The sequence below is a fragment of the Streptomyces sp. BBFR2 genome, assembly GCF_044497305.1.
Lineage (GTDB): Bacteria > Actinomycetota > Actinomycetes > Streptomycetales > Streptomycetaceae > Streptomyces.
Genome location: NZ_CP172415.1, coordinates 3,941,428 through 3,967,049 on the forward strand (window position 1 = coordinate 3,941,428; position 25,622 = coordinate 3,967,049).

Genomic DNA, 25,622 nt, shown 5'->3' on the forward strand with positions numbered 1-25,622 from the left:
GGCGGAGTGCGAAGACTATGACTGACACCGAAGGGACAACCATGGAAGCCAGGGCCCAGGCGCGGTACATCCGCGTCACGCCCATGAAGGCCCGCCGCGTGGTGGACCTTATCCGTGGCATGGATGCCACGGAGGCTCAGGCGGTCCTGCGTTTCGCCCCGCAGGCCGCGAGCGTGCCGGTGGGCAAGGTGCTGGACAGCGCCATTGCCAACGCCGCGCACAACTACGACCACACCGACGCCGACAGCCTCTACATCTCCGAGGCGTATGTCGACGAGGGCCCGACCCTGAAGCGGTTCCGTCCGCGCGCCCAGGGCCGTGCCTACCGGATCCGCAAGCGGACCAGCCACATCACCGTGGTCGTCAGCAGCAAGGAAGGAACCCGGTAATGGGCCAGAAGGTAAACCCGCACGGGTTCCGGCTCGGCGTCACGACGGACTTCAAGTCCCGCTGGTACGCCGACAAGCTGTACAAGGACTACGTCAAGGAAGACGTCGCCATTCGTCGCATGATGACGAAGGGCATGGAGCGCGCCGGTATCTCCAAGGTGGAGATCGAGCGCACCCGTGAGCGCGTCCGCGTTGACATCCACACCGCTCGTCCGGGCATCGTCATCGGCCGCCGTGGCGCCGAGGCCGACCGCATCCGCGGCGAACTGGAGAAGCTGACCGGCAAGCAGGTCCAGCTGAACATCCTCGAGGTCAAGAACCCCGAGACCGATGCTCAGCTCGTGGCCCAGGCCGTCGCCGAGCAGCTGTCCTCCCGCGTCTCCTTCCGTCGCGCCATGCGTAAGAGCATGCAGTCGACGATGAAGGCCGGCGCCAAGGGCATCAAGATCCAGTGCGGTGGCCGTCTCGGCGGCGCCGAGATGTCCCGCTCGGAGTTCTACCGCGAGGGCCGTGTGCCCCTGCACACCCTCCGGGCCAACGTCGACTACGGCTTCTTCGAGGCCAAGACCACCTTCGGCCGTATCGGCGTGAAGGTCTGGATCTACAAGGGCGACGTCAAGAACATCGCCGAGGTTCGTGCGGAGAACGCTGCCGCCCGTGCGGGTAACCGCCCGGCGCGTGGTGGCGGCAACGACCGCCCGCGCCGCGGTGGCGAGCGTGGCGGCCGCGGCCGCAAGCCGCAGCAGCAGAACGCCGCTGCCGAGGCCCCCAAGGCCGAGGCCGCTGCCGCTGCTCCGGCGGAGACCCCCGGAACGGAGGCCTGACCGACATGCTGATCCCTCGCAGGGTCAAGCACCGCAAGCAGCACCACCCGAAGCGCAACGGCATGGCCAAGGGTGGCACCGAGCTGGCCTTCGGTGAGTACGGCATCCAGGCCGTCACCCCGGCTTACGTGACGAACCGTCAGATCGAGTCCGCTCGTATCGCGATGACCCGTCACATCAAGCGTGGCGGCAAGGTCTGGATCAACATTTACCCGGACCGCCCGCTCACGAAGAAGCCGGCCGAAACCCGCATGGGTTCCGGTAAGGGTTCTCCGGAGTGGTGGGTCGCGAACGTCAAGCCCGGTCGGGTGATGTTCGAGCTGTCCTTCCCGAACGAAAAGGTTGCCAAGGAGGCGCTGACCCGCGCCGCCCACAAGCTTCCGATGAAGTGCCGCATCGTGCGGCGCGAGGCAGGTGAGTCGTGATGGCGGCCGGTACCAAGGCGACCGAGCTGCGCGAGCTGAACAACGAGGACCTCGTTGCCAAGCTTCGTGAGGCCAAGGAGGAGCTGTTCAACCTCCGCTTCCAGGCGGCGACCGGACAGCTTGAGAACCACGGTCGGCTCAAGTCCGTCCGTAAGGACATCGCCCGGATCTACACCCTGATGCGTGAGCGTGAGCTGGGCATCGAGACGGTGGAGAGCGCCTGATGAGCGAGAAGAATGTGACTGAGACGAACGACCGCGGCTTCCGCAAGACCCGTGAGGGTCTCGTCGTCAGCGACAAGATGGACAAGACCGTCGTCGTCGCCGTCGAGGACCGTGTCAAGCACGCGCTGTACGGCAAGGTCATCCGCCGTACCAACAAGCTCAAGGCGCACGACGAGCAGAACGCCGCGGGTGTCGGCGACCGCGTCCTCCTCATGGAGACCCGGCCGCTGTCCTCCTCGAAGCGCTGGCGCATCGTCGAGATCCTCGAGAAGGCCAAGTAGGCAGTTCCCGTAAGGGAACGCCACGAAATACCGCCTGAGGGTTCCCCCTCAGGTCAGTTCCGCCAGGCTCGGCGGGGCCCCGCCTCACCGCGGGGCCCCGCCGGGAACCGGCAGACGATCAGGAGATAGACGTGATCCAGCAGGAGTCTCGGCTTCGCGTCGCCGACAACACGGGTGCGAAGGAAATTCTCACCATCCGTGTTCTCGGTGGCTCGGGCCGGCGCTACGCGGGCATCGGTGACGTCATCGTCGCCACCGTGAAGGACGCGATCCCCGGTGGCAACGTGAAGAAGGGTGACGTCGTCAAGGCCGTCATCGTTCGCACCGTCAAGGAGCGCCGCCGTCCGGACGGCTCGTACATCCGCTTCGACGAGAACGCGGCCGTCATCCTCAAGAACGATGGCGACCCCCGCGGCACCCGTATCTTCGGCCCCGTGGGCCGTGAGCTGCGCGAGAAGAAGTTCATGAAGATCATCTCGCTCGCGCCGGAGGTGCTGTAACCGATGAAGATCAAGAAGGGCGACCTGGTCCAGGTCATCACCGGTAAGGACAAGGGCAAGCAGGGCAAGGTCATCGCGGCCTTCCCCCGCGAGGACCGTGTCCTGGTCGAGGGTGTCAACCGGGTCAAGAAGCACACCAAGGCCGGCCAGACCGCGCGCGGCTCGCAGACCGGCGGCATCGTCACCACCGAGGCCCCGGTGCACGTGAGCAACGTGCAGCTCGTCGTGGAGAAGGACGGCAAGAAGGTCGTCACCCGCGTCGGCTACCGCTTCGACGACGAAGGCAACAAGATCCGCGTTGCCAAGCGGACCGGTGAGGACATCTGATGACTGCCACCACCAACGCGCCGCGTCTCAAGCAGCGCTACCGCGAAGAGATCGCCGGGAAGCTGAAGGACGAGTTCTCGTACGAGAACGTCATGCAGATCCCCGGTCTGACCAAGATCGTGGTCAACATGGGTGTGGGCGACGCCGCCCGCGACTCCAAGCTGATCGACGGTGCCATCAAGGACCTCACCACGATCACCGGCCAGAAGCCGGCCGTCACCAAGGCCCGGAAGTCCATCGCGCAGTTCAAGCTGCGTGAGGGTCAGCCGATCGGTGCCCACGTCACCCTCCGCGGTGACCGCATGTGGGAGTTCCTGGACCGCCTGCTGTCGCTCGCGCTGCCGCGCATCCGCGACTTCCGCGGGCTGTCGCCGAAGCAGTTCGACGGCCGGGGCAACTACACCTTCGGTCTCACGGAGCAGGTCATGTTCCACGAGATCGACCAGGACAAGATCGACCGTACCCGGGGTATGGACATCACCGTGGTCACCACGGCGACCAACGACGATGAGGGCCGTGCCCTTCTCCGTCACCTCGGCTTCCCGTTCAAGGAGGCGTGAGCGAGATGGCGAAGAAGGCTCTGATCGCGAAGGCTGCTCGCAAGCCCAAGTTCGGTGTGCGCGCCTACACCCGCTGCCAGCGCTGTGGCCGCCCGCACTCCGTCTACCGCAAGTTCGGCCTCTGCCGCGTGTGCCTTCGTGAGATGGCTCACCGTGGCGAGCTGCCGGGCGTGACCAAGAGCTCCTGGTAATCCCCTAGTTGGGATGACCCGGAAGCTCTCGGTAAGCATCCGGTCGGCAGGCGCCCCGCCCTTCGTCCCGTAGGGTAGAAGGGTTGGGCGCCCCGCCGCCCGAGACCGACCGCGGGCACCTCGTCCGCATAACGTCGCTTACTACGCCGTAGGTCCCCGTGCCGCACCCGTCCCGACTCTGATCGGGGAGAGGGATGGCACATATAGGAAACCCCGGCGAGAGAGGCCGAAGGCCAATTCATGACCATGACTGATCCCATCGCAGACATGCTGACCCGTCTGCGGAACGCGAACTCGGCGTACCACGACACCGTCGTGATGCCGCACAGCAAGATCAAGTCTCACATCGCGGAGATCCTCCAGCAGGAGGGCTACATCACCGGCTGGAAGGTTGAGGACGCCGAGGTCGGCAAGAACCTCATCCTCGAGCTGAAGTTCGGCCCGAACCGCGAGCGCTCGATCGCCGGCATCAAGCGCATCTCGAAGCCGGGCCTGCGGGTCTACGCAAAGTCCACCAACCTGCCGAAGGTCCTCGGCGGCCTGGGCGTGGCGATCATCTCCACGTCCCACGGTCTCCTGACCGGCCAGCAGGCCAGCAAGAAGGGCGTGGGTGGGGAAGTCCTCGCCTACGTCTGGTAATCAGGGAACGGAGGAAAAGCTAATGTCGCGTATTGGCAAGCTGCCCATCCAGGTTCCCGCTGGTGTGGACGTCACCATCGAGGGCCGCACGGTCAACGTGAAGGGTCCCAAGGGCTCCCTTTCGCACACCGTCGCCGCGCCCATCGAGGTCGCCAAGGGTGAGGACGGCGTCATCAACGTCTCCCGCCCGAACGACGAGCGTCAGAACAAGGCCCTTCACGGCCTGTCCCGCACGCTGGTGGCGAACATGATCACCGGCGTGACCGCGGGCTACAGCAAGGCGCTCGAAATCAGCGGTGTCGGCTACCGCGTCCAGGCCAAGGGCTCCAACCTGGAGTTCTCCCTGGGCTACAGCCACCCGATCCTCGTCGAGGCGCCCGAAGGTATCTCCTTCAAGGTCGAGTCCCCGACGAAGCTCAGCGTCGAGGGCATCGACAAGCAGAAGGTCGGCGAGGTTGCGGCGAACATCCGCAAGCTGCGCAAGCCTGACCCGTACAAGGCCAAGGGCGTCAAGTACGCCGGCGAGGTCATCCGCCGCAAGGTCGGAAAGGCTGGTAAGTAAGCCATGGCATACGGTGTGAAGATCGCGAAGGGTAACGCCCGTAAGGGTGCCGCCCTCAAGCGGCGCCACATCCGCATCCGTAAGCGGATTTCGGGTACGCCGGAGCGTCCGCGTCTGGTCGTGACGCGCTCCAACCGCGGTATCACCGCTCAGGTCATCGACGACATCGCGGGCCACACGCTCGCGTCGGCGTCGCACCTGGACGCGTCGATCCGTGGCGGCGACGGCAGCAAGGGCGACCAGGCCAAGCAGGTCGGTTCCCTGGTTGCCGAGCGCGCCAAGGCCGCCGGCGTCGAGGCCGTCGTGTTCGACCGCGGTGGCAACCAGTACGCCGGGCGCATTGCCGCTCTGGCGGACGCCGCCCGCGAAGCCGGGCTGAAGTTCTAAGCCCCGGTTCCGGAGCTAGCGGACGTAACAGAGAGAGGTAAATCCAATGGCTGGACCCCAGCGCCGCGGAAGCGGTGCCGGTGGCGGCGAGCGGCGGGACCGGAAGGGTCGCGACGGTGGCGCTGCCGCCGAGAAGACCGCATACGTTGAGCGCGTTGTCGCGATCAACCGTGTCGCCAAGGTTGTCAAGGGTGGTCGTCGTTTCAGCTTCACCGCGCTCGTCGTGGTGGGTGACGGTGACGGCACCGTAGGTGTCGGTTACGGCAAGGCCAAGGAAGTTCCGGCTGCCATCGCCAAGGGCGTGGAAGAGGCCAAGAAGAACTTCTTCAAGGTTCCCCGTATCCAGGGCACCATCCCGCACCCCATCCAGGGCGAGAAGGCTGCGGGCGTCGTCCTGCTCAAGCCGGCTTCCCCCGGTACCGGTGTGATCGCCGGTGGCCCGGTGCGCGCCGTCCTGGAGTGCGCGGGCATCCACGACGTCCTGAGCAAGTCGCTCGGCTCGTCGAACCCGATCAACATCGTGCACGCCACGGTGACCGCGCTTCAGGGCCTTCAGCGCCCCGAGGAGATCGCGGCCCGTCGTGGCCTGCCGCTGGAGGACGTTGCTCCCGCAGCCCTGCTGCGTGCGCGTGCCGGGGTGACTGCGTAATGCGCATCAAGATCACCCAGACCAAGTCCTACATCGGTAGCAAGCAGAACCACCGTGACACGCTGCGTACGCTCGGCCTCAAGCGGCTGAACGACAGCGTCGTCCGGGAGGCCCGTCCCGAGGTCGTCGGCATGGTGCACACCGTGCGTCACCTCGTGACGGTCGAGGAGGTCGACTGACATGGCGGAGCAGAACCCGCTGAAGGTCCACAACCTCCGTCCTGCCCCGGGCGCCAAGACCGCCAAGACCCGTGTCGGTCGTGGTGAGGCGTCCAAGGGTAAGACCGCTGGTCGTGGTACCAAGGGCACCAAGGCCCGTTACCAGGTTCCGGAGCGCTTCGAGGGCGGGCAGATGCCCCTCCACATGCGTCTCCCGAAGCTGAAGGGCTTCAAGAACCCCGCTCACAAGCAGTTCCAGGTCGTGAACCTGGAGAAGCTGGCCGCGCTCTACCCGCAGGGTGGCGAGGTCACGGTGGCCGATCTGGTCGCCAAGGGCGCGGTGCGCAAGAACGAGCTCGTCAAGGTCCTGGGCCAGGGCGAGGTCTCCGTGGCGCTGCAGGTGACGGTGGACTCCGTCTCCGGCTCTGCCAAGGAGAAGATTGCCGCTGCCGGCGGCACCGTCACCGAACTCCTCTGAGTTCGTTGGTTCAACTGACCGGGGATGCCCATCGTTTGGGGCATCCCCGGTCGGTCGTTCCACGGGGGTACGGTCGCCGGTAAGGTGGCCTGCCGGTGCAACTTTTCCAAGGGGGATGCACCGGACCCCCGCCGCACGGTCCGTCCGTGCGGCGTTTCAGGCCGCTTTTATTCGTCGATCCTCAAGACCGTCACCTCTCGCCCGTCCGGCGGGGGGCGCAGGAGGCACCGTGCTCACCGCGTTCGCCCGAGCGTTCAAGACGCCCGACCTGCGCAAAAAGCTGCTGTTCACGTTGGGCATCGTGGTGCTCTACCGGATCGGTGCCCACGTCCCGATCCCCGGGGTGAATTACACCAACGTCGAGACCTGCATGAAGAGTCTCGGCGGGAACAACGGATTGTTCGCCCTGGTGAACATGTTCAGCGGTGGTGCGCTGCTGCAGGTCACGATTTTCGCGCTGGGGATCATGCCGTACATCACGGCGAGCATCATTCTCCAGTTGCTGACCGTGGTGATTCCCCGGCTGGAGGCCCTCAAGAAGGAGGGCCAGACCGGCCAGGCGAAGATCACCCAATACACCCGCTATCTGACCATCGCGCTGGCGATTCTGCAGGGCACCGGCCTGGTGGCCACGGCCCGCAGCGGTGCGCTCTTCAACGGCTGCCCGGTCGCCGGCGAGATCGTGCCGAGCGACTCGATCTTCACCACCATCACCATGGTCATCACGATGACCGCCGGTACCGCGGTGGTCATGTGGCTCGGTGAGCTGGTCACCGACCGCGGCATCGGCAACGGCATGTCGATCCTCATGTTCATCTCGATTGCCGCCGGTTTCCCGGGCGCGCTGTGGCAGATCAAGACCACGGGCAAGCTCGCGGACGGCTGGGTCGAGTTCTTCGCGGTGATCGCCGTCGGACTCGCGATGGTCGGTCTGGTGGTCTTCGTCGAGCAGGCGCAGCGCCGCATTCCGGTGCAGTACGCGAAGCGCATGATCGGCCGCCGTTCTTATGGCGGTACGTCCACGTACATCCCGCTCAAGGTGAACCAGGCGGGTGTGATTCCCGTCATCTTCGCGTCATCGTTGCTCTACATTCCGGCCCTGGTCGCACAGTTCAGCGGCTCGAATGCCGAGTGGGCCCGGTGGATCGAAACGAACTTCACCAAGGGAAACCACCCGGTTTACATCGTTACGTACTTCCTGCTGATCGTCTTCTTCGCCTTCTTCTACGTCGCGATCTCCTTCAACCCCGAAGAAGTTGCCGACAACATGAAGAAGTATGGTGGCTTCATCCCGGGTATCCGGGCTGGTCGCCCGACGGCCGAGTACCTCAGCTACGTGCTCAACCGGATCACGTGGCCGGGCTCGCTGTACCTGGGGCTGATCGCACTCGTGCCAACAGTGGCGTTGGTGCTGTTCAACGCGAACCAGAACTTCCCGTTCGGCGGGACGAGCATCCTGATCATCGTGGGTGTGGGCCTGGAGACCGTGAAGCAGATCGAGAGCCAGCTTCAGCAGCGCAACTACGAAGGGTTCCTCCGCTGATGCGAATCGTCCTCGTCGGACCCCCGGGAGCCGGTAAGGGTACGCAGGCCGCGTACCTCGCCCGGAACCTTGAGATCCCGCACATCTCCACGGGCGACCTGTTCCGCGCCAACATCAGCCAGGGGACGCCCCTGGGTGTCCAGGCGAAGTCCTACATGGACGCCGGCAACCTGGTCCCCGACGAGGTCACGATCGGCATGGCCGAGGACCGTCTGGAGCAGGCGGACGCCGCCGGCGGCTTCCTGCTCGACGGCTTCCCGCGCAACCTCAAGCAGGCCGAGGCGCTCGACGTCTACCTCAAGGGCAAGGGCATCACGCTGGACGCGGTGCTCGACCTGGAGGTCCCCGAGGACGAGGTGGTCAAGCGGATCGCCGGCCGCCGCATCTGCCGGAAGAACTCCGCGCACGTCTTCCACGCCGAGTACAGCAAGCCGAAGACCGAGGGCGTCTGCGACGTCTGCGGCGGCGAGCTGTACCAGCGCGACGACGACCACGAGGACACGGTGCGCAAGCGCCTGGAGGTCTACCACTCGGAGACCGAGCCGATCATCGACTACTACAAGGCGCAGGAACTCGTCGTGACGATTCCCGCCCTCGGCAAGGTCGAAGAGGTCACGCAGCGGGCGATGTCCGCTCTCGGACGCGGCGAGTAACCTCCGCGTACGCTTCGCATACGGCCGCGGTGCCCGCCCTGGGCACCGCGGCCGTATCGTATGGAGGGGCGGGCGCGCCCGCACGGTGGTCGGCCGTGCGAACGACGCGGTTGTCGGCACAGTCGGTTCAGGAAGGCGTTACCCGCCATGGTGGAGATCAAGACCCCTCAGCAGATCGCGAAGATGCGCGAGGCGGGGCTGGTGGTCGCCGCCATCCACGCCGCGACCCACGAGGCGGCGGTGCCGGGCGCGACCACCCGTGATCTGGACCAGGTGGCCCGTAAGGTCCTCGCCGACCACGGTGCGAAGTCGAACTTCCTCGGGTACGGCGGCTTCCCCGCGACGATCTGCACGTCGGTCAACGACGTGGTCGTCCACGGCATCCCGGACGACGAAACGGTCCTCCGTGACGGCGACATCATCTCCATCGACTGCGGCGCGATCATCGACGGCTGGCACGGCGACGCCGCGTACACCGCGTTCGTCGGGTCCGGGCACTCCGCGGAGCTGGTCGAGCTGAGCCGGGTCACCGAGGAGTCCATGTGGGCCGGGATCGCGGCGGTCGCCAAGGGCAACCGGCTGATCGACATCTCCAAGGCGATCGAGGGCTACATCCGCCGCCAGCCGCGTCCGTCGTGCGGCAAGTACGGCATCGTCGAGGAGTACGGCGGCCACGGCATCGGCTCGCAGATGCACATGGACCCGCACCTGCTGAACTACGTCGACCGCAAGCGCGGCCGTGGCCCGAAGCTGGTGCCGGGCTTCTGCATCGCGATTGAGCCGATGGTCAACCTCGGCACGCACAAGACGCACGTCCTCGACGACGAGTGGACGGTCAAGACGAACGACGGCGGCTGGTCCTCGCACTGGGAGCACTCGGTGGCGCTGACCGAGGAGGGGCCGCTGGTGCTGACCGCGGTCGACGGCGGCCGTGCGAAGCTCGCCGAGCTGGGTGTGACGGTGGCGCCGGATCCGGCCGCGGGCGCCTGACGGCGGTCGCTCGTCGGTTGCCGCCGTGCGGGGTCCGTGCGGAGGAACGGTGACGGGCCGTGGCGCGGTGGAGTAAGGATCTCCCCGGGTGGGCAATAATCGTGGATTCGTCTTTTCGGGGCCTCTGACGTAGACTGACGCGTCGGCTCTCGTGCATCTGCCTGCCCTTGGCGTGGTGGCTCTCGCGGGGGAGCCGATCAAGGTAGCCGATTCGAAAGGCGAAGCGTGGCCAAGAAGCAAGGTGCCATCGAGATCGAGGGCACCGTGATCGAGTCTCTGCCGAACGCGATGTTCAAGGTGGAGCTCCAGAACGGTCACAAGGTCCTCGCGCACATCAGCGGCAAGATGCGGATGCACTACATCCGTATTCTCCCGGATGACCGGGTCGTGGTGGAGCTCTCTCCGTACGACCTGACGCGTGGCCGGATCGTCTACCGCTACAAGTAGATCTTGTCGGCGCCCCGCTCCGCCGGGGTGACGGCACTGACCCGGAGAACCTCACACCCATGAAGGTCAAGCCGAGCGTCAAGAAGATCTGCGACAAGTGCAAGGTGATCCGCCGCCACGGCCGGGTCATGGTCATCTGCGACAACCTGCGCCACAAGCAGCGCCAGGGCTGACGCACGACCACCTGCATTTCGCAGTTCGCGCGACGCACGTAATTCGTACATACGCAGACACCCGACCCCCGCGTTTTTCGCGTGGGACGAAACCCCCGGCTCGGAGGCCGGGGCCCGGCTCGTAATTCAGCTGAGTCTTACGGGAACGGTGCTGCGGAAGACCTCCGAATAGCCATCAGGAGCCACATCAATGGCACGCCTCGCAGGCGTTGATCTCCCGCGCGAAAAGCGCGTGGAGGTCGCCCTCACCTACGTCTTCGGTATCGGGCGCACGCTGTCGCAGCAGACCCTCGCCGCCACCGGCGTGGACCCCAACACGCGGGTTCGCGACCTGGCCGAGGAAGACCTGGTCAAGATCCGCGAGTACGTGGACAACAACCTCAAGACCGAGGGTGACCTCCGTCGCGAGATCCAGGCCGACATCCGCCGCAAGGTCGAGATCGGTTGCTACCAGGGTCTGCGTCACCGCCGCGGCCTGCCGGTCCACGGCCAGCGCACCAGCACGAACGCCCGTACCCGCAAGGGCCCGCGTCGCGCGATCGCCGGCAAGAAGAAGCCGGGCAAGAAGTAGTCCTCAGCAGGACGCACTGCGGTTCCGTTTCCCCGGGCCGCGGAAGTCAGCGGTCTTCGCTGTAGGACCGACCACCTCCATTAGGAGAATTTCATGCCTCCGAAGGGCCGTACGGCCGGCGCCAAGAAGGTGCGCCGCAAGGAGAAGAAGAACGTCGCCCACGGGCACGCTCACATCAAGAGCACGTTCAACAACACGATCGTTTCGATCACCGACCCGACCGGCAACGTGATTTCCTGGGCCTCGGCCGGTCACGTGGGCTTCAAGGGTTCGCGTAAGTCGACTCCGTTCGCCGCGCAGATGGCCGCCGAGTCGGCTGCCCGTCGCGCGCAGGAGCACGGCATGCGCAAGGTCGACGTGTTCGTCAAGGGTCCCGGCTCCGGCCGTGAGACCGCGATCCGCTCCCTCCAGGCCACCGGCCTCGAGGTGGGTTCGATCCAGGACGTCACCCCGACCCCGCACAACGGCTGCCGCCCTCCCAAGCGCCGCCGCGTCTGACCCACTGAAGTAGGAGACAACTAGACAATGGCGCGTTACACCGGGGCCGACTGCAAGCGTTGCCGTCGGGAGAAGCAGAAGCTCTTCCTCAAGGGGAGCAAGTGCGAGAGCGCGAAGTGCCCGATCGAGATCCGTCCTTACCCCCCGGGTGAGCACGGTCGCGGGCGCACCAAGGACAGCGAGTACCTGCTCCAGCTTCGTGAGAAGCAGAAGTGCAGCCGTATCTACGGTGTCCTTGAGAAGCAGTTCGTGAACTACTACAAGGAAGCGAACCAGAAGACCGGCAAGACCGGTGAGAACCTTCTGCGCATCCTTGAGACCCGCCTCGACAACGTGGTCTACCGGGCCGGCTTCGCCAAGTCCCGCGACCACGCCCGTCAGCTGGTGCGTCACGGACACATCAACGTGAACGGCCGCAAGACCGACATCCCGTCGGCCCGCGTCTCCGTGAACGACATCATCGAGGTCCGCGAGGGCTCCCGGAACCTGACCCCCTTCGAGGTGGCCAAGGCCGAGGCCGGCGAGAAGACCGTTCCGGCGTGGCTGGAAGCGATCCCGTCGAACCTCCGGATCCTCGTGCACAGCATGCCTGAGCGCCAGGTGATCGACACCCAGGTGCAGGAGCAGCTCATCGTTGAGCTCTACTCCAAGTAAGTAGGGCGACGGGCTCGGGCGGCACAGGTTCTCCGGAACCGCGTGCCGCCCGTACCCTTGTCAGCAGAGGGCGTCAAATAGCGGGCGCCCACGACTGAAGGAACACACATGCTTATCGCTCAGCGTCCGTCGCTGACCGAAGAGGTCGTCGACGAGTACCGCTCCCGGTTCGTGATCGAGCCCCTGGAGCCGGGCTTCGGTTACACCCTCGGTAACTCCCTCCGCCGTACGCTCCTCTCCTCGATCCCGGGTGCGGCGGTCACGTCGATCCGTATCGACGGTGTCCTGCACGAGTTCACCACCGTGCCGGGCGTCAAGGAGGACGTCACCGACCTCATCCTCAACATCAAGCAGCTCGTCGTCTCCTCGGAGCACGACGAGCCGGTCGTGATGTACCTGCGCAAGCAGGGCCCGGGTCTGGTCACCGCCGCCGACATCGCGCCCCCGGCCGGTGTCGAGGTGCACAACCCGGACCTGGTCCTGGCGACCCTGAACGCCAAGGGCAAGCTGGAGATGGAGCTGACCGTCGAGCGCGGTCGCGGCTACGTCTCCGCGGTGCAGAACAAGCAGGTCGGCCAGGAGATCGGCCGGATCCCGGTCGACTCGATCTACTCGCCGGTCCTCAAGGTCACCTACAAGGTCGAGGCGACCCGTGTCGAGCAGCGCACCGACTTCGACAAGCTGATCGTCGACGTCGAGACCAAGCAGGCCATGCGACCGCGTGACGCCATGGCGTCCGCCGGTAAGACCCTGGTCGAGCTGTTCGGTCTGGCGCGTGAGCTGAACATCGACGCCGAGGGCATCGACATGGGCCCGTCCCCGACGGACGCCGCCCTCGCCGCCGACCTGGCGCTGCCGATCGAGGAGCTGGAGCTCACCGTTCGGTCGTACAACTGCCTCAAGCGTGAGGGCATCCACTCGGTGGGCGAGCTGGTGGCCCGCTCCGAGGCGGACCTGCTCGACATCCGCAACTTCGGTGCGAAGTCGATCGACGAGGTCAAGGCCAAGCTCGCGGGCATGGGCCTGGCGCTGAAGGACTCGCCCCCCGGGTTCGACCCGACCGCCGCCGCGGACGCCTTCGGCGCGGACGACGACGCGGACGCCGGTTTCGTGGAGACCGAGCAGTACTGAGTTCCACCGGCCGGGCCCGGGGCGCGTACCCCGGGCCCGGCCGTGCGTGATCTTCCGCGGGGCGGCCGCCTCGCGGGAACTGACACCGGTACCTGATACGGCCGGTGCAGCAATGGAGGAGAAACACCATGCCGAAGCCCACCAAGGGTGCCCGTCTGGGCGGTAGCGCGGCGCACGAGCGTCTCATGCTGCGCAACCTGGCCACCGCGCTCTTCGAGCACGGCCGCATCACGACGACCGAGGCCAAGGCCCGTCGTCTGCGCCCGTACGCCGAGCGTCTCGTGACCAAGGCGAAGAAGGGTGACCTGCACAACCGTCGTCAGGTCATGCAGCTCATCTCGGACAAGAGCATCGTGCACACGCTGTTCACCGAGATCGGCCCGCGGTTCGAGAACCGTCCGGGTGGTTACACCCGCATCACCAAGATCGGTGCGCGCCGTGGCGACAACGCCCCCATGGCCGTCATCGAGCTGGTGGAGGCGCTGACCGTGGCCCAGGAGGCCACCGGTGAGGCCGAGGCCGCCACCAAGCGTGCGGTCAAGGAAGACGCGCTGAAGAAGGACGCCGCCGAGGCGACCGAGGCGCCGGCCGAGGAGTCCAAGGACGCCTGAGGCCGCTGAGTCCCGCGGGCGGGCCCGTTCCCTTCGGGGAGCGGGCCCGTTCCGTTTGCCGTGCTCTGAGAGGATCGACGGGTGAGCGATGAGGTGGAGCCCGGGTTCGTCCGGGTGCGGCTGGATCTTTCGTACGACGGCGCGGAGTTCTCCGGCTGGGCGAAGCAGCGTGAACGGCGCACCGTCCAGGGCGAGTTGGAGCAGGCGCTGCGGACGGTGACCCGTTCCGGCGAGACGTACGAGCTGACCGTGGCCGGGCGGACGGACGCCGGGGTGCACGCGCGCGGGCAGGTGGCGCATGTGGATCTGCCCGAGGGGCTGTGGGCCGAGCACGGGGAGCGGCTGCTGCGGCGGCTGGCGGGGCGGCTGCCGAAGGACGTCCGGGTGTGGCGCGCCGCGGAGGCGCCGTACGGCTTCAACGCGCGGTTCTCGGCGATCTGGCGGCGGTACGCGTACCGGGTCACGGATCACCCCGGGGGCGTGGATCCGCTGCTGCGCGGCCATGTGCTGTGGCACGACTGGGCGCTCGACGTGGACGCGATGAACGCGGCGTCGCGGGCGCTGCTGGGGGAGCACGACTTCGCGGCGTACTGCAAGCGGCGTGAGGGGGCGACGACGATCCGTACGCTCCAGGAGCTGAGCTGGGTGCGCGGCGCGGACGGGATCGTCACGGCGACGGTGCGGGCGGACGCGTTCTGCCACAACATGGTGCGCTCGCTGGTGGGCGCGCTGCTCTTCGTCGGGGACGGGCACCGGCCCGTCGACTGGCCGGGGAAGGTGCTGGCCGCGGGCGTGCGGGACTCGGCGGTGCATGTGGTGCGGCCGCACGGGCTGACGCTGGAGGAGGTCGGCTACCCGGCCGACGACCGGTTGATGGCACGGAATCTGGAGGCGCGGAACCGGCGGACGCTGCCGGGGGCCGGGTGCTGCTGAGGACGGGCGGGGCCGTCGCCCCGCCCGCGCCGCCCGTCAGGACTGCTGCTCCCGTGCGGCCTTCGCCGCCTGGTCCTTGCCGCGCTGGATGATGCGCGCGAAGGCGTAGGACTCGCCGTCGCGGCCGATCTGGAGGGCGGGGGCGGACTGCTTGGTGACGCGCTCGCCGTCGAGGTAGCCGGCGATGGTGAAGTACGCGTACCGGCCGGTGGCGTTGGCGGTCATCCGGCAGGCGGTGCCGCGGCAGAACTCCGCGCCGACGTGGCCGCCGGCGAGCGGGGCGAGATTGCCCTGGGCCTTCTTGACGCGTTCGGCGGCGTCGGGGGAGTCCAGCGCGGCGATTCCGATGGTGACCGCGACGCCGCCCTTGGCGTAGGTGGCGCGCAGCAGTGTCCTGCAGCCGTTGTGCTTCAGCAGGGAGCCGAGCGCGCCCTGGGTGCCGGCCGTGCAGTCCTTCGACGCGGACTGCGCGGTGCGCGGGTAGGTGTGCTCGCCGATGACCATGGCCTTGTCGGGGAAGAGGGTGGCCGTGGTCAGCGGGGCGCGGTCCTTCGCGGGGTCGGTGATGTAGTCCCGCGGGTTGGGCGGCGGGGGGACCGAGACGTCGGAGAACGACGGGTGCGGCTCGGGGGCGGCGGAGCCGGAGGCGGCGGTGCCCTTGGGCGGCTTGTTGTCGGAGCCGCCGCTGAGGACCATCGCGGTCGCGACGATGCCCGCGACGACGAGGGCGGCCACCGCCCCGCCGCCGATCATCAGCCAGCGCTTGCGCCGGGCGCCCGCCTCGCTCCGCTCGGCGAGTGCCTCCCAGTCCGGGGTGGAACCGGACCCCCCTGGGCCGTCGAACGGCCCCCCATGCCCAAAGCTCATGCCGCGCATCCTAACGACCGCGGGTATCCGCGCGGCCACTGCCGCCGGACCGTAATCGGGTTGGGGAATGCGGCGCCGGGCGGCGACAATCCGGTCCATGGGACATGTGGAGGCCGGTCATCTGGAGTACTACCTGCCGGACGGGAGGGTGCTGCTCGGGGACGTCTCCTTCCGCGTCGGCGAGGGCTCGTCGGTCGCGCTGGTGGGGGCCAACGGCGCGGGCAAGACGACGCTGCTGCGGCTGCTCGCCGGGGAGCTGACGCCGCACGGCGGCGCGGTCACGGTCAGTGGCGGCCTCGGCGTGATGCCGCAGTTCGTGGGGTCGGTGCGGGACGAGCGGACCGTGCGTGACCTGCTGGTCTCCGTCGCGCCGCCGCGGCTGCGGACGGCCGCGCGGGCGGTGGACGCGGCCGAGGAGGCCGTGATGACGGTCGACGACGAGGCCGCCCAGATGGCGTACGCGCAGGCGCTCAGCGACTGGGCGGAGGCGCGCGGCTACGAGGCCGAGACGGTCTGGGACATGTGCACCACCGCCGCGCTGGGGATGCCGTACGAGAAGGCGCAGTGGCGGCTGGTGCGGACGCTCTCCGGCGGTGAGCAGAAGCGGCTGGTGCTGGAGTCGCTGCTGCGCGGCGGCGACGAGGTGCTGCTGCTGGACGAGCCGGACAACTATCTGGACGTGCCGGGCAAGCGGTGGCTGGAGGAGCAACTGCGGCAGACGAAGAAGACAGTGCTCTTCGTCAGCCACGACCGGGAGCTGCTGGCGCGCGCCGCCGACAAGATCGTCAGCGTGGAGCCGGGGCCCGCGGGGTCGGACGTGTGGGTGCACGGCGGCGGCTTCGCGACGTACCACGCGGCGCGCAAGGAGCGCTTCGCCCGCTTCGAGGAGCTGCGGCGGCGCTGGGACGAGAAGCACGAGCAGCTCAAGAAGCTGGTGCGGAACCTGCGGCAGGCGGCGGAGAACAGCCACGACATGGCCTCCCGCTACCACGCGGCGCAGACCCGGCTGCGGAAGTTCGAGGAGGCAGGTCCCCCGCCGGAGCCGCCGCGGGAGCAGGAGATCACCATGCGGCTGCGCGGCGGCCGCACCGGCGTACGTGCCGTGACCTGCGCGGACCTGGAGCTGACGGGGCTGATGAAACCGTTCTCGCTGGAGGTCTTCTACGGCGAGCGGGTCGCGGTGCTGGGGTCGAACGGCTCCGGCAAGTCGCACTTCCTGCGGCTGCTGGCCCAGGACACGGAGCGCCCGGTCGCGCACACCGGGCAGGTCAAGCTGGGCGCCCGGGTGGTGCCCGGGTACTTCGCGCAGACCCACGCCCACCCGGAGCTGACCGGCCGCACCCTCCTCGACATCCTGTGGACGGAGCACGCCAAGGACCGGGGCGCGGCGATGAGCGCGCTGCGCCGGTACGAGCTGGAGCGCCAGGCGGAGCAGCGGTTCGAGCGGCTGTCGGGCGGGCAGCAGGCGCGGTTGCAGATCCTGCTTCTCGAGCTGGCGGGCGCCACGGCGCTGCTGCTGGACGAGCCGACCGACAACCTCGACCTGGAGAGCGCCGAGGCGCTGCAGGAGGGGCTGGACGCGTTCGACGGCACGGTGCTGGCGGTGACGCACGACCGCTGGTTCGCCCGCGCCTTCGACCGCTTCCTGGTCTTCGGCGCGGACGGCGTGGTCCGCGAGACGACGGAGCCGGTGTGGGACGAGGGGCGCGTGGCGCGGGAGCGGTGAGGGACGCGGCCCCGGGGCATACGGGACGCGACGGCGATGCGTACGGGCGGGCCGGGCGCCGCGGCCGTCCCTGTCCGCAGGGCCGATCGGGTACGGAGCCGGACCCTCGCGGGGCCGGGTCCGGGCCGGTCGGGGCGGTGGCCCGGGGCTCGCGGGTTCGTCCACCGGTTCGAGGCGCGTTTTGACCCGGCCGGGGGCGGGCCGGTATTCTGCCAGTTCGTTATGCGTATTGGCTTGCTCTATCTCACGTGAGGGGCCCTTACGCCGGCCACCGGGCCGATGAACCGGCGGCGGACGATCGGGTTGCGTCACCCGTAGCGCCGCACTGCCGGTCCGATCGACCGAGGTGCCAGTACAGGACCCCGTCTCCTGAGTCTCCTCCGGGAGGCATGGGTGACCCCATCACTGAAGAAGCGAAGGCTACGACCGTGCGTACGTTCAGCCCCAAGCCCGGCGATGTCCAGCGCCAGTGGCACGTCATTGACGCGCAGGACGTTGTCCTGGGCCGTCTGGCCTCTCAGGCCGCGTCCCTTCTGAGGGGCAAGCACAAGCCGGTGTACGCGCCGCACGTTGACACCGGTGACTTCGTCATCATCGTCAACGCCGACAAGGTGCACCTCTCCGGCAACAAGCGCAGCCAGAAGCTGGCCTACCGCCACTCCGGTTTCCCCGGCGGTCTGCGCTCCGTCCGGTACGACGAGCTGCTCGACAAGAACCCCGAGAAGGCTGTCGAGAAGGCCATCAAGGGCATGCTCCCCAAGAACACCCTCGGCCGTCAGATGCTCTCGAAGCTGAAGGTCTACGCGGGCGCCGAGCACCCGCACGCTGCGCAGCAGCCGGTCCCGTTCGAGATCACCCAGGTCGCGCAGTAAGTCCGGCCACCCCCTAAGACGAAGAGAATCTGAGGAGCATCGTGGCCGAGACCACTCCCGAGAACGTCATCGAGAACGAGGACGTCGTCGAGGAATACACCACCGAGACCGAGGTCGTGGAGGGTGAGTACACCTCCGAGTCCCTCGCCTCCCGCTTCGGCGACCCGCAGCCGGCCGCCGGCCTGGGCCGTCGCAAGAACGCCATCGCCCGCGTCCGGATCGTTCCGGGCACCGGTCAGTGGAAGATCAACGGTCGCACCCTTGAGGGCTACTTCCCCAACAAGGTGCACCAGCAGGAAGTCAACGAGCCCTTCAAGGTGCTCGAGCTCGACAACCGCTACGACGTGGTCGCCCGTATCTCCGGCGGCGGCATCTCCGGCCAGGCCGGTGCGCTGCGTCTGGGCGTCGCCCGTGCGCTGAACGAGGCGGACGTCGAGAACAACCGCGGCACCCTGAAGAAGGCCGGGTTCCTCAAGCGTGACGACCGTGCGGTCGAGCGCAAGAAGGCCGGTCTCAAGAAGGCCCGCAAGGCGCCGCAGTACAGCAAGCGCTGATCGCGCTCGCTGCGCTCGCAGCACTTTCCCGTACGCCCCGGTGGCACTTTCCGTGCAGCCGGGGCGTTCGGCTATCCGGGACCGGTGCGTTATTCGGGCGTCCGGGAGGCGTATACCTGGACGCAATGCCTGGTTCAAGCTCATCTATGCGGAGGACACCAGTGGGACGACTCTTCGGAACGGACGGGGTGCGCGGTGTCGCCAATGCGGATCTGACGGCGGAGCTGGCGCTCGGCCTGTCGGTCGCTGCGGCGCACGTACTCGCAGAGGAGGAGTCGGGGCACGGCCGCGCTCTGGAGGGACGCAGGCCGGTGGCCGTCGTCGGGCGGGACCCGCGGGCCTCGGGTGAGTTCCTGGAGGCGGCGGTCGTCGCCGGGCTGGCGAGCGCCGGGGTGGATGTGCTGCGGGTGGGCGTGCTGCCGACCCCGGCGGTGGCGTATCTGACGGGTTCGCTCGGCGCGGACCTCGGCGTGATGCTCTCCGCGAGCCACAACCCGATGCCCGACAACGGCATCAAGTTCTTCGCCCGCGGTGGCCACAAGCTCGCCGACGAGCTGGAGGACCGTATCGAGCGGACGTACCGGGCGCACGCCTCCGGTGAGCCGTGGGAGCGGCCGACCGGCGCCGGGGTGGGCCGGGTCACCGTCTACGACGAGGGGTTCGACAACTACGTCGCGCATCTCGTCGGGGTGCTGCCCAACCGGCTCGACGGGCTGAAGATCGTCATCGACGGGGCGCACGGCGCGGCGGCGCGGGTCTCGCCGGAGGCGTTCGCGCGGGCGGGGGCGGACGTCGTCACCATCGGCGCGGACCCGGACGGCCTCAACATCAACGACGGCTGCGGCTCGACGCATCTGGGCCTGCTGCGCGCGGCGGTCATCGAGCACGGCGCCGATCTGGGTGTGGCGCACGACGGTGACGCGGACCGCTGCCTGGCCGTGGACCGCGCGGGCAACGAGATCGACGGCGACCAGATCCTCGCCGTGCTGGCGCTGGGGATGCGCGAGGCGGGGACGCTGCGGAAGAACACCGTCGTCGCCACCGTCATGTCCAACCTCGGCTTCAAGCTGGCGATGGAGCGGGCCGGGATCGACATGGTGGCGACCGCGGTCGGCGACCGGTACGTGCTGGAGGAGATGAAGGCGCAGGGCTTCGCGCTCGGCGGTGAGCAGTCCGGGCACGTCATCGTGCTGGACCACGCCACCACCGGCGACGGCACGCTCACCGGTCTGATGCTGGCCGCGCGGGTCGCCGCGACGGGCCGGCCTCTCCACGAGCTGGCCGCGGTGATGGAGCGGCTGCCGCAGGTGCTGATCAACGTCCCGGATGTCGACAAGTCGAAGGTCGCGACCTCCCCGGCGCTGTCCGCGGCGGTCGCCGAGGCGGAGCGGGAGCTGGGCTCGACCGGCCGGGTGCTGCTGCGGCCGTCCGGTACGGAGCCGCTGGTGCGGGTGATGGTCGAGGCGGCCGACATCGAGCAGGCGCGGGCGGTCGCGGAGCGGCTGGCCGACGCGGTGAAGTCGGCGCTGGGCTGAGCCCCGTCCCGTACGCATGACGTGCCCCCGGTCGCGAGCTGCGGCCGGGGGCACGGGCGTTCACGACGGGTCAGAGGGCCGGGCCGTAGTCGCGGCACTCCGGGGTGAAGTGCGGGTCGTTCGGGCCGAGGGCGTTGACGACGTTCTGGAGGGTGGGGCTGTCGAGGAAGAGGCCGACGTGGCCGGCGTTGTCGTCGGGGCACTGGTCCTGGAGCGTGATGTTGGTGACGCCGTCGCCGTGCAGGAAGCCGTTGGTGTACGGGGTGACGACCTTGTCCTGGGTGGTGCCGATGACGACGTAGCGCACGCCCGGCACGGTGTCGCCGTCCTTCCACAGGTCCTTCTGGAAGTCGGAGTCCACCTCCTGCTGCTTGAGCCCGGTGAGCCCGGCGAGGTCGAAGAGGTTGTTGACGAAGCCGAGGGCGTTCATCTGTTTGCCGAGGCCGACCAGTCCGTCGAGGGTGGTGCCGTGGTTGCTGGGGGCGATGCCGACGAGGGTGCGGATCTTCGCGGCGCCGCCCAGCCGCTTGAGGTAGTGGTTGGGCATCATGCCGCCCTGGGAGTGGCCGACGATGTCGGCCTTCTGCGCGCCGGTGGCGGCGAGGACCTTGTCGACGAAGGCGCCGAGCTGCTTCGCGGAGTCGCCGATGTCGGTGAGGCCGCCGACCCGGCCCGCCGACAGGTGGTTCATGCCGTAGTTGAACGCGTAGACGCAGTAGCCCTGGTTGGCGAGGGTGGGGGCGAGGGCGACCCAGTTGGCGCCGGCGTTGGCGAAGGTGCCGTGGGAGAGGATCACCGGGTAGGGGTGCTCGGCGCTCGGTTTGCAGTTCCAGTCGTTGGCGCCGGCTACGGCGTCCGGGCTGGTCAGGAAGTTGTGGACGGCGGTGCCGAGGTCGCCGACGGGCAGGTCGGCGGCGCGCGCGGGGGCCTTCGCGGCGGTCGCCGGGGCGGGCGTGGCCTCGGCGGGCGCGGTGAGGGCGAGGCCGGCCGCGCCGAGGCAGAGCGCGGCGGCGGCAGCGGCCAGGCGGCGCCGCGGGCGGCGGTGGCGGACAGGCCGACGGGGTGCGGGTGTCATGGGGGGCTCCTGGTGAGAGGGCAGGCCGGGTCCGGGCAGGCCGGACCGGTCGGCGGACTGTCAACGAGGGGGGAGCGCGCGGGGGCATGCCGCGGTGCGTCCGGCTGGGCCGGACGGCGTACGGACGGCCGTGGGGACCGTGCGTGGGCGGGTGCGCCCCGGTGGTGCGGGTGGGTGACGGGACGGCTCAGGGGCCCCGGCGGCCGGGGTCGGGGGGACGCGCCATGGCACCTGCCTGCCTCGTCAGGGACGCGGTCCGCGTACGGAGTGCGGGTACGGGCCGCGTGCATCACCGGTGTACGTCGTGCGGCACACGGCCCGGAAAGCTCTGTGCCCGGACCGTGTGTTACCTGACGGTAGGGCGGTGGTGTCGCCGCCGACAAGACGTGGGACACGGGCAATTACGGGGCGCCCGGGCGGCGTGCGGCGCGTGTATCCGGCCGGGGCGGGTGCGGATCGGTCGTGCACGGAGGGTTCCGGGGCGGTGCGGGCCCGCGTTTCCGGCCGCGTGCGGGGCGGCCGGGCGGCGGTGCGGGCCCGGCGTGCGCGGGGGCGGTGGCCGGTCCGCCGGGTGCGGGGTGTGCCGTCGCGCCGGGCCGGGCCGGGGCGTCCCGCCAGGATCGTCCGGACGTTCCGTCAGAGCTTGCGCAGGGACAGGCGCTGGACCTTGTGGTCGGGGCCCTTGCGCAGGACGAGGCCGGCGCGGCCGCGGGTGGGGGCGACGTTCTGTTCCAGGTTGGGCCGGTTGACGGTGCGCCAGATCTGCCGGGCGTAGTCCAGGGCCTCCTCCTCGGAGACCTGGGTGTAGCGGCGGAAGTACGAGGACGGGTCCTGGAACGCGGTCGCGCGCAGTTTGCGGAAGCGGCCGAGGTACCACTTCTCGATGTCCTCGGTCCGCGCGTCGACGTAGACGGAGAAGTCGAAGAAGTCGGCGAGGCCGAGGCGGGTGCGGCCGTCCTTGCCGGGCAGTGCGGGCTGGAGGACGTTCAGACCCTCGACGATGAGGATGTCGGGGCGGTGCACGGTGAGCCGTTCGCCCGGCACGATGTCGTAGATCAGGTGCGAGTAGACCGGCGCGGTGACCTCGGCGCGGCCGGACTTCACATCGGCGACGAAACGGGTCAGCGCCCGCCGGTCGAACGACTCCGGGAATCCCTTACGGGACATCAGCCCGCGGCGGTGCAGTTCGGCGTTGGGGTAGAGGAATCCGTCGGTGGTGACCAGCTCGACCCGGGGGTGTTCGGGCCAGCGCGCCAGCAGCGCCTGGAGCAGGCGCGCGGTGGTCGACTTGCCGACCGCGACGCTGCCCGCCACGCCTATGACGAACGGGGTGCCCGGCTGTGAGCCGTGGCCGCCGCCCGCGTCGCCGAGGAAGGTGTTGAGCGCGCCGCGCAGATTGCTGGTGGCGCCGACGTAGAGGTTGAGCAGCCGGGAGAGCGGGAGGTAGACGTCGCGGACCTCGTCGAGGTCGATGACGTCGCCCAGTCCGCGCAGCCGCTCGACCTCTTCGGCGGTGAGCGGCAGCGGGGTCTTCTCCCGCAGCGCGCTCCACTCCGTACGCGTCAGATCGACGTACGGGGAGCGCTCGGCGCGGCGTCGTTGCTGCGGATCGGTCGTCGGGGCCACGGGTTCATTGTGCGCGGGCCTCCGGGGGCGGCGACCCCGGGGTCGGCCGGGAGTGCCCGGGTGGCCGGAAGTGGATGTGCGGGGCGGGAACGGTTGGGAGCCTTGCGCCGTCTTCGACCGTGGACCGGGGTACCCGGGGCGGACGGTGCAGGGCCCGGAGCGGGCCGGGGAGGGGTGGACGGGATGGGTGGACGGCAGAGCAGGGGCGTACTGCGGCGGCGCCGGGGCGGGACGGCGACGGCGGAGCGGGAGACGTTCGCCGCCCTGGTCCACGCCGAGCTGGCCGAGGAACTGCCGGACGTGGACCTGGACCTGGACGAGGACCTCGACGGTTTCCTGGAGCGGTACGCCTCCCCGGCCTGCACGGACGCGGAGGCCGAGGAGGAGTTCCTGGAGACGGTCCGGCAGGCGGCGGAGCGGCTGGAACGCGGGTACTGAGAGCGGGGCGCGGCGGGCGCGGGGGCGCGGGGCGGTCCGGGAGTTGTCCCCGGGGGATGACTCCCGCCGTGTCCCCGGGGCCGGCGGCGGTCGCCGCGACGGCTCCGCCGGGGCCCGGCGGCGCACAACGGCCCGGTGCCGTAGGGGCGCACGCGCGCCGTTGTGCGCCGGGTCCGGAGGCGTTCGCGCGGGCCGGATCCGGCCGCGGCGCGCCGGATGCGGCCGGGCGGCTGCCGGGCACGGGGGCGCGCGGCACCGGCGCGTACGCTGCCCCCATGTGCGGAATCGTGGGTTATGTGGGCGGGCAGAGCGCCCTGGACGTCGTACTGGCCGGGCTGCGCCGACTGGAGTACCGCGGGTACGACTCGGCGGGCGTCGCGGTGCTGGCCGACGGCGGGCTGGCGTCGGCGAAGAAGGCCGGCAAGCTCGCCAATCTGGAGAAGGAGCTGGCGGCGCGGCCGCTGCCGGCGGGGACGACGGGCATCGGGCACACCCGGTGGGCCACCCACGGCGGGCCCACGGACGCCAACGCCCACCCCCATCTGGACAACGCCGGGCGGGTCTCGGTCGTCCACAACGGCATCATCGAGAACTTCGCCGCGCTCCGCGCCGAGCTGACCGACCGCGGCCACGAGCTGACCTCCGAGACGGACACCGAGGCCGTCGCCCATCTGCTGGCCGAGGCGTACTCGTCCTGCGGCGATCTGGCCGAGGCGATGCGGCAGGTGTGCCGCCGGCTGGAGGGCGCGTTCACCCTCGTCGCGGTGCACGCGGACGCGCCGGACGTGGTCGTCGGGGCGCGCCGCAACTCCCCGCTGGTGGTCGGCGTCGGCGAGGACGAGGCGTTCCTCGCGTCCGATGTGGCGGCGTTCATCGCGCACACCCGTGAGGCGATCGAGCTGGGCCAGGACCAGGTCGTCGAGGTGCGCCGGGAGGGCGTGACCGTCACCGACTTCGACGGGGCGCCGGCGCAGGTGCGCGCGTACCACGTCGACTGGGACGCGTCCGCCGCCGAGAAGGACGGCTACGACTACTTCATGCTCAAGGAGATCGCCGAGCAGCCGAAGGCGGTCGCCGACACCCTGCTGGGCCGGATCGACGGCGCCGGGGTGCTGTCGCTGGACGAGGTGCGGATCCCGCCGGAGGTGCTGCGGGAGGTCGACAAGGTCGTCATCGTCGCCTGCGGGACGGCGTACCACGCGGGCATGATCGCGAAGTACGCCATCGAGCACTGGACGCGGATCCCCTGCGAGACCGAGCTGGCCAGCGAGTTCCGCTACCGCGATCCGATCATGGGGCCGCGGACGCTGGTCATCGCGATCAGCCAGTCCGGCGAGACGATGGACACGCTGATGGCGCTGCGGCACGCCCGTGAGCAGGGCGCCAAGGTCCTCGCCATCTGCAACACCAACGGCTCGACCATTCCGCGCGAGTCGGACGCGGTGCTCTACACCCACGCCGGTCCCGAGGTCGCGGTCGCCTCGACGAAGGCGTTCTTGACGCAGCTCGTCGCCTGCTACCTGGTGGCGCTCTACCTCGGGCAGGTCCGCGGGACGAAGTGGGGCGACGAGATCCAGGGCGTGGTCCGGGAGCTGGCCGCGATCGGCACGCAGGTCGAGCAGGTGCTCGGCACGATGGAGCCGGTGCGGGAGCTGGCGCGGAGCCTGGCCGGCAAGAACACCGTGCTGTTCCTGGGGCGGCACGTCGGCTACCCGGTGGCGCTGGAGGGCGCGCTCAAGCTGAAGGAGCTGGCGTACATGCACGCCGAGGGCTTCGCGGCGGGCGAGCTGAAGCACGGTCCGATCGCGCTGATCGAGGAGGATGTGCCGGTCGTGGTGGTCGTCCCGTCGCCGCGCGGCCGTTCCGTCCTGCACGACAAGATCGTCTCCAACATCCAGGAGATCCGGGCCCGCGGCGCCCGCACCATCGTCGTCGCGGAGGAGGGCGACGAGACGGTGGTGCCCTACGCCGACCACCTCGTGCGGATCCCGCGGACCCCGGTACTGCTCCAGCCGCTGGTGTCGGCCGTTCCGCTCCAGGTCTTCGCCTGCGAGCTGGCCACCGCCCGCGGCAACGAGGTCGACCAGCCGCGCAACCTCGCCAAGTCGGTGACGGTGGAGTGAGCCGTCGT

35 protein-coding genes are annotated in these 25,622 nt (G+C 69.1%); 32 read left to right on the forward strand and 3 right to left on the reverse strand.

The annotated features are described in order from the left end of the window. Positions 1–41 precede the first annotated feature (41 nt). From rplV to truA, 26 genes are all read left to right on the forward strand, one after another. Positions 42–389 carry a 50S ribosomal protein L22 gene (gene rplV / locus ACGH2B_RS15840; RefSeq protein WP_019329637.1) on the forward strand — a complete coding sequence of 116 codons (348 nt, stop codon included), beginning with the start codon at positions 42–44 and terminating at the stop codon, positions 387–389. Then, the gene (gene rpsC / locus ACGH2B_RS15845; RefSeq protein WP_399089215.1) at positions 389–1,213 is read left to right on the forward strand and encodes a 30S ribosomal protein S3; all 825 of its coding nucleotides are present in this window, start codon (positions 389–391) and stop codon (positions 1,211–1,213) included. The genes rplV and rpsC overlap by 1 nt, the downstream gene beginning before the upstream one ends. Before the next feature lie 5 nt (positions 1,214–1,218). Continuing rightward, positions 1,219–1,638 carry a 50S ribosomal protein L16 gene (rplP, locus tag ACGH2B_RS15850; protein WP_004571829.1) on the forward strand — a complete coding sequence of 140 codons (420 nt, stop codon included), beginning with the start codon at positions 1,219–1,221 and terminating at the stop codon, positions 1,636–1,638. Continuing rightward, complete coding sequence (rpmC, locus tag ACGH2B_RS15855; protein WP_030283449.1) at positions 1,638–1,862, forward strand: 50S ribosomal protein L29; 225 nt, start codon at positions 1,638–1,640, stop codon at positions 1,860–1,862. The genes rplP and rpmC overlap by 1 nt, the downstream gene beginning before the upstream one ends. Then, positions 1,862–2,143, forward strand: a complete 282-nt coding sequence (rpsQ, locus tag ACGH2B_RS15860; protein ID WP_143940038.1) for a 30S ribosomal protein S17 — start codon at positions 1,862–1,864, stop codon at positions 2,141–2,143. Before rpmC ends, rpsQ begins: the two co-directional genes overlap by 1 nt. 131 nt (positions 2,144–2,274) lie before the next feature. Next, positions 2,275–2,643, forward strand: coding sequence for a 50S ribosomal protein L14 (gene rplN / locus ACGH2B_RS15865; RefSeq protein ID WP_003974257.1), 369 nt, complete (start codon positions 2,275–2,277; stop codon positions 2,641–2,643). A 3-nt stretch (positions 2,644–2,646) separates the two neighbouring features. Continuing rightward, positions 2,647–2,970: a 50S ribosomal protein L24 gene (gene rplX / locus ACGH2B_RS15870; RefSeq protein WP_018847498.1), complete on the forward strand. Its 324-nt coding sequence runs from the start codon at positions 2,647–2,649 to the stop codon at positions 2,968–2,970. Beyond that, complete coding sequence (gene rplE, locus ACGH2B_RS15875) at positions 2,970–3,530, forward strand: 50S ribosomal protein L5 (RefSeq protein ID WP_143940040.1); 561 nt, start codon at positions 2,970–2,972, stop codon at positions 3,528–3,530. Before rplX ends, rplE begins: the two co-directional genes overlap by 1 nt. A 5-nt stretch (positions 3,531–3,535) precedes the next feature. Beyond that, on the forward strand, positions 3,536–3,721 hold the full coding sequence (locus ACGH2B_RS15880; RefSeq protein WP_003956452.1) for a type Z 30S ribosomal protein S14: 186 nt from the start codon (positions 3,536–3,538) through the stop codon (positions 3,719–3,721). 240 nt (positions 3,722–3,961) lie between these two features. Beyond that, complete coding sequence (gene rpsH, locus ACGH2B_RS15885) at positions 3,962–4,360, forward strand: 30S ribosomal protein S8 (protein ID WP_004571835.1); 399 nt, start codon at positions 3,962–3,964, stop codon at positions 4,358–4,360. A 22-nt stretch (positions 4,361–4,382) separates the two neighbouring features. Then, on the forward strand, positions 4,383–4,922 hold the full coding sequence (gene rplF, locus ACGH2B_RS15890) for a 50S ribosomal protein L6 (protein WP_399089222.1): 540 nt from the start codon (positions 4,383–4,385) through the stop codon (positions 4,920–4,922). A 3-nt stretch (positions 4,923–4,925) separates the two neighbouring features. Further along, complete coding sequence (rplR, locus tag ACGH2B_RS15895; protein WP_399089225.1) at positions 4,926–5,309, forward strand: 50S ribosomal protein L18; 384 nt, start codon at positions 4,926–4,928, stop codon at positions 5,307–5,309. Positions 5,310–5,355: 46 nt separating this feature from the next. Next, positions 5,356–5,958: a 30S ribosomal protein S5 gene (rpsE, locus tag ACGH2B_RS15900; protein WP_006604888.1), complete on the forward strand. Its 603-nt coding sequence runs from the start codon at positions 5,356–5,358 to the stop codon at positions 5,956–5,958. After that, positions 5,958–6,137 (forward strand): 50S ribosomal protein L30, encoded by a 180-nt coding sequence (rpmD, locus tag ACGH2B_RS15905; RefSeq protein ID WP_030283440.1) that lies wholly within the window; start codon positions 5,958–5,960, stop codon positions 6,135–6,137. The genes rpsE and rpmD overlap by 1 nt, the downstream gene beginning before the upstream one ends. A gap of 1 nt (position 6,138) precedes the next feature. Continuing rightward, complete coding sequence (gene rplO / locus ACGH2B_RS15910; protein WP_399089228.1) at positions 6,139–6,594, forward strand: 50S ribosomal protein L15; 456 nt, start codon at positions 6,139–6,141, stop codon at positions 6,592–6,594. Positions 6,595–6,823: 229 nt separating this feature from the next. Continuing rightward, the gene (secY, locus tag ACGH2B_RS15915) at positions 6,824–8,137 is read left to right on the forward strand and encodes a preprotein translocase subunit SecY (protein ID WP_399089231.1); all 1,314 of its coding nucleotides are present in this window, start codon (positions 6,824–6,826) and stop codon (positions 8,135–8,137) included. Beyond that, positions 8,137–8,790 (forward strand): adenylate kinase, encoded by a 654-nt coding sequence (locus tag ACGH2B_RS15920; protein ID WP_399089234.1) that lies wholly within the window; start codon positions 8,137–8,139, stop codon positions 8,788–8,790. The genes secY and ACGH2B_RS15920 overlap by 1 nt, the downstream gene beginning before the upstream one ends. Before the next feature lie 147 nt (positions 8,791–8,937). Then, the gene (gene map / locus ACGH2B_RS15925; protein ID WP_399089237.1) at positions 8,938–9,780 is read left to right on the forward strand and encodes a type I methionyl aminopeptidase; all 843 of its coding nucleotides are present in this window, start codon (positions 8,938–8,940) and stop codon (positions 9,778–9,780) included. A 225-nt stretch (positions 9,781–10,005) separates the two neighbouring features. Continuing rightward, positions 10,006–10,227: a translation initiation factor IF-1 gene (infA, locus tag ACGH2B_RS15930; RefSeq protein WP_003956442.1), complete on the forward strand. Its 222-nt coding sequence runs from the start codon at positions 10,006–10,008 to the stop codon at positions 10,225–10,227. A 59-nt stretch (positions 10,228–10,286) separates the two neighbouring features. Further along, positions 10,287–10,400 carry a 50S ribosomal protein L36 gene (rpmJ, locus tag ACGH2B_RS15935; RefSeq protein ID WP_003956441.1) on the forward strand — a complete coding sequence of 38 codons (114 nt, stop codon included), beginning with the start codon at positions 10,287–10,289 and terminating at the stop codon, positions 10,398–10,400. A gap of 190 nt (positions 10,401–10,590) precedes the next feature. After that, entirely contained in the window at positions 10,591–10,971 is a 381-nt protein-coding gene (gene rpsM, locus ACGH2B_RS15940; protein ID WP_100604412.1) for a 30S ribosomal protein S13, read from the forward strand. 93 nt (positions 10,972–11,064) lie between these two features. Beyond that, positions 11,065–11,469, forward strand: a complete 405-nt coding sequence (gene rpsK, locus ACGH2B_RS15945; RefSeq protein ID WP_004571845.1) for a 30S ribosomal protein S11 — start codon at positions 11,065–11,067, stop codon at positions 11,467–11,469. 27 nt (positions 11,470–11,496) lie between these two features. Next, on the forward strand, positions 11,497–12,123 hold the full coding sequence (gene rpsD / locus ACGH2B_RS15950) for a 30S ribosomal protein S4 (protein ID WP_399089241.1): 627 nt from the start codon (positions 11,497–11,499) through the stop codon (positions 12,121–12,123). A gap of 108 nt (positions 12,124–12,231) precedes the next feature. Further along, positions 12,232–13,254, forward strand: a complete 1,023-nt coding sequence (locus ACGH2B_RS15955) for a DNA-directed RNA polymerase subunit alpha (protein WP_143940049.1) — start codon at positions 12,232–12,234, stop codon at positions 13,252–13,254. 128 nt (positions 13,255–13,382) lie between these two features. Next, positions 13,383–13,865: a 50S ribosomal protein L17 gene (gene rplQ, locus ACGH2B_RS15960; RefSeq protein ID WP_399089245.1), complete on the forward strand. Its 483-nt coding sequence runs from the start codon at positions 13,383–13,385 to the stop codon at positions 13,863–13,865. An 81-nt stretch (positions 13,866–13,946) separates the two neighbouring features. Continuing rightward, positions 13,947–14,798: a tRNA pseudouridine(38-40) synthase TruA gene (truA, locus tag ACGH2B_RS15965; protein ID WP_399089248.1), complete on the forward strand. Its 852-nt coding sequence runs from the start codon at positions 13,947–13,949 to the stop codon at positions 14,796–14,798. Positions 14,799–14,834: 36 nt separating this feature from the next. Here the strand turns inward: truA and ACGH2B_RS15970 are convergent, their stop codons facing one another. After that, positions 14,835–15,665, reverse strand: a complete 831-nt coding sequence (locus ACGH2B_RS15970; protein ID WP_399089251.1) for a hypothetical protein — start codon at positions 15,663–15,665, stop codon at positions 14,835–14,837. Positions 15,666–15,762: 97 nt separating this feature from the next. Here ACGH2B_RS15970 and ACGH2B_RS15975 point away from each other — a divergent pair, with 97 nt between their 5' ends. From ACGH2B_RS15975 to glmM, 4 genes are all read left to right on the forward strand, one after another. Continuing rightward, a complete protein-coding gene (locus ACGH2B_RS15975; protein ID WP_399089254.1) occupies positions 15,763–17,391 on the forward strand; it encodes an ABC-F family ATP-binding cassette domain-containing protein in 1,629 nt (542 codons plus the stop codon). A gap of 428 nt (positions 17,392–17,819) precedes the next feature. Further along, positions 17,820–18,263: a 50S ribosomal protein L13 gene (gene rplM / locus ACGH2B_RS15980; RefSeq protein ID WP_030283422.1), complete on the forward strand. Its 444-nt coding sequence runs from the start codon at positions 17,820–17,822 to the stop codon at positions 18,261–18,263. A gap of 41 nt (positions 18,264–18,304) precedes the next feature. After that, positions 18,305–18,817, forward strand: a complete 513-nt coding sequence (gene rpsI, locus ACGH2B_RS15985) for a 30S ribosomal protein S9 (RefSeq protein WP_030283420.1) — start codon at positions 18,305–18,307, stop codon at positions 18,815–18,817. Between the two features lie 161 nt (positions 18,818–18,978). After that, positions 18,979–20,352, forward strand: a complete 1,374-nt coding sequence (glmM, locus tag ACGH2B_RS15990; RefSeq protein WP_399089259.1) for a phosphoglucosamine mutase — start codon at positions 18,979–18,981, stop codon at positions 20,350–20,352. Between the two features lie 70 nt (positions 20,353–20,422). Here the strand turns inward: glmM and ACGH2B_RS15995 are convergent, their stop codons facing one another. Then, a complete protein-coding gene (locus ACGH2B_RS15995; protein ID WP_399089262.1) occupies positions 20,423–21,427 on the reverse strand; it encodes an esterase/lipase family protein in 1,005 nt (334 codons plus the stop codon). Between the two features lie 636 nt (positions 21,428–22,063). Beyond that, positions 22,064–23,053: a type I pantothenate kinase gene (gene coaA / locus ACGH2B_RS16000; RefSeq protein WP_399089265.1), complete on the reverse strand. Its 990-nt coding sequence runs from the start codon at positions 23,051–23,053 to the stop codon at positions 22,064–22,066. A 183-nt stretch (positions 23,054–23,236) separates the two neighbouring features. Between coaA and ACGH2B_RS16005 the strand changes: the two genes are divergently transcribed. Both ACGH2B_RS16005 and glmS read left to right on the forward strand, forming a co-directional pair. Further along, a complete protein-coding gene (locus tag ACGH2B_RS16005) occupies positions 23,237–23,491 on the forward strand; it encodes a hypothetical protein (RefSeq protein WP_399089268.1) in 255 nt (84 codons plus the stop codon). A 275-nt stretch (positions 23,492–23,766) separates the two neighbouring features. Beyond that, positions 23,767–25,614, forward strand: coding sequence for a glutamine--fructose-6-phosphate transaminase (isomerizing) (gene glmS, locus ACGH2B_RS16010; protein WP_399089271.1), 1,848 nt, complete (start codon positions 23,767–23,769; stop codon positions 25,612–25,614). Positions 25,615–25,622: the final 8 nt, after the last annotated feature.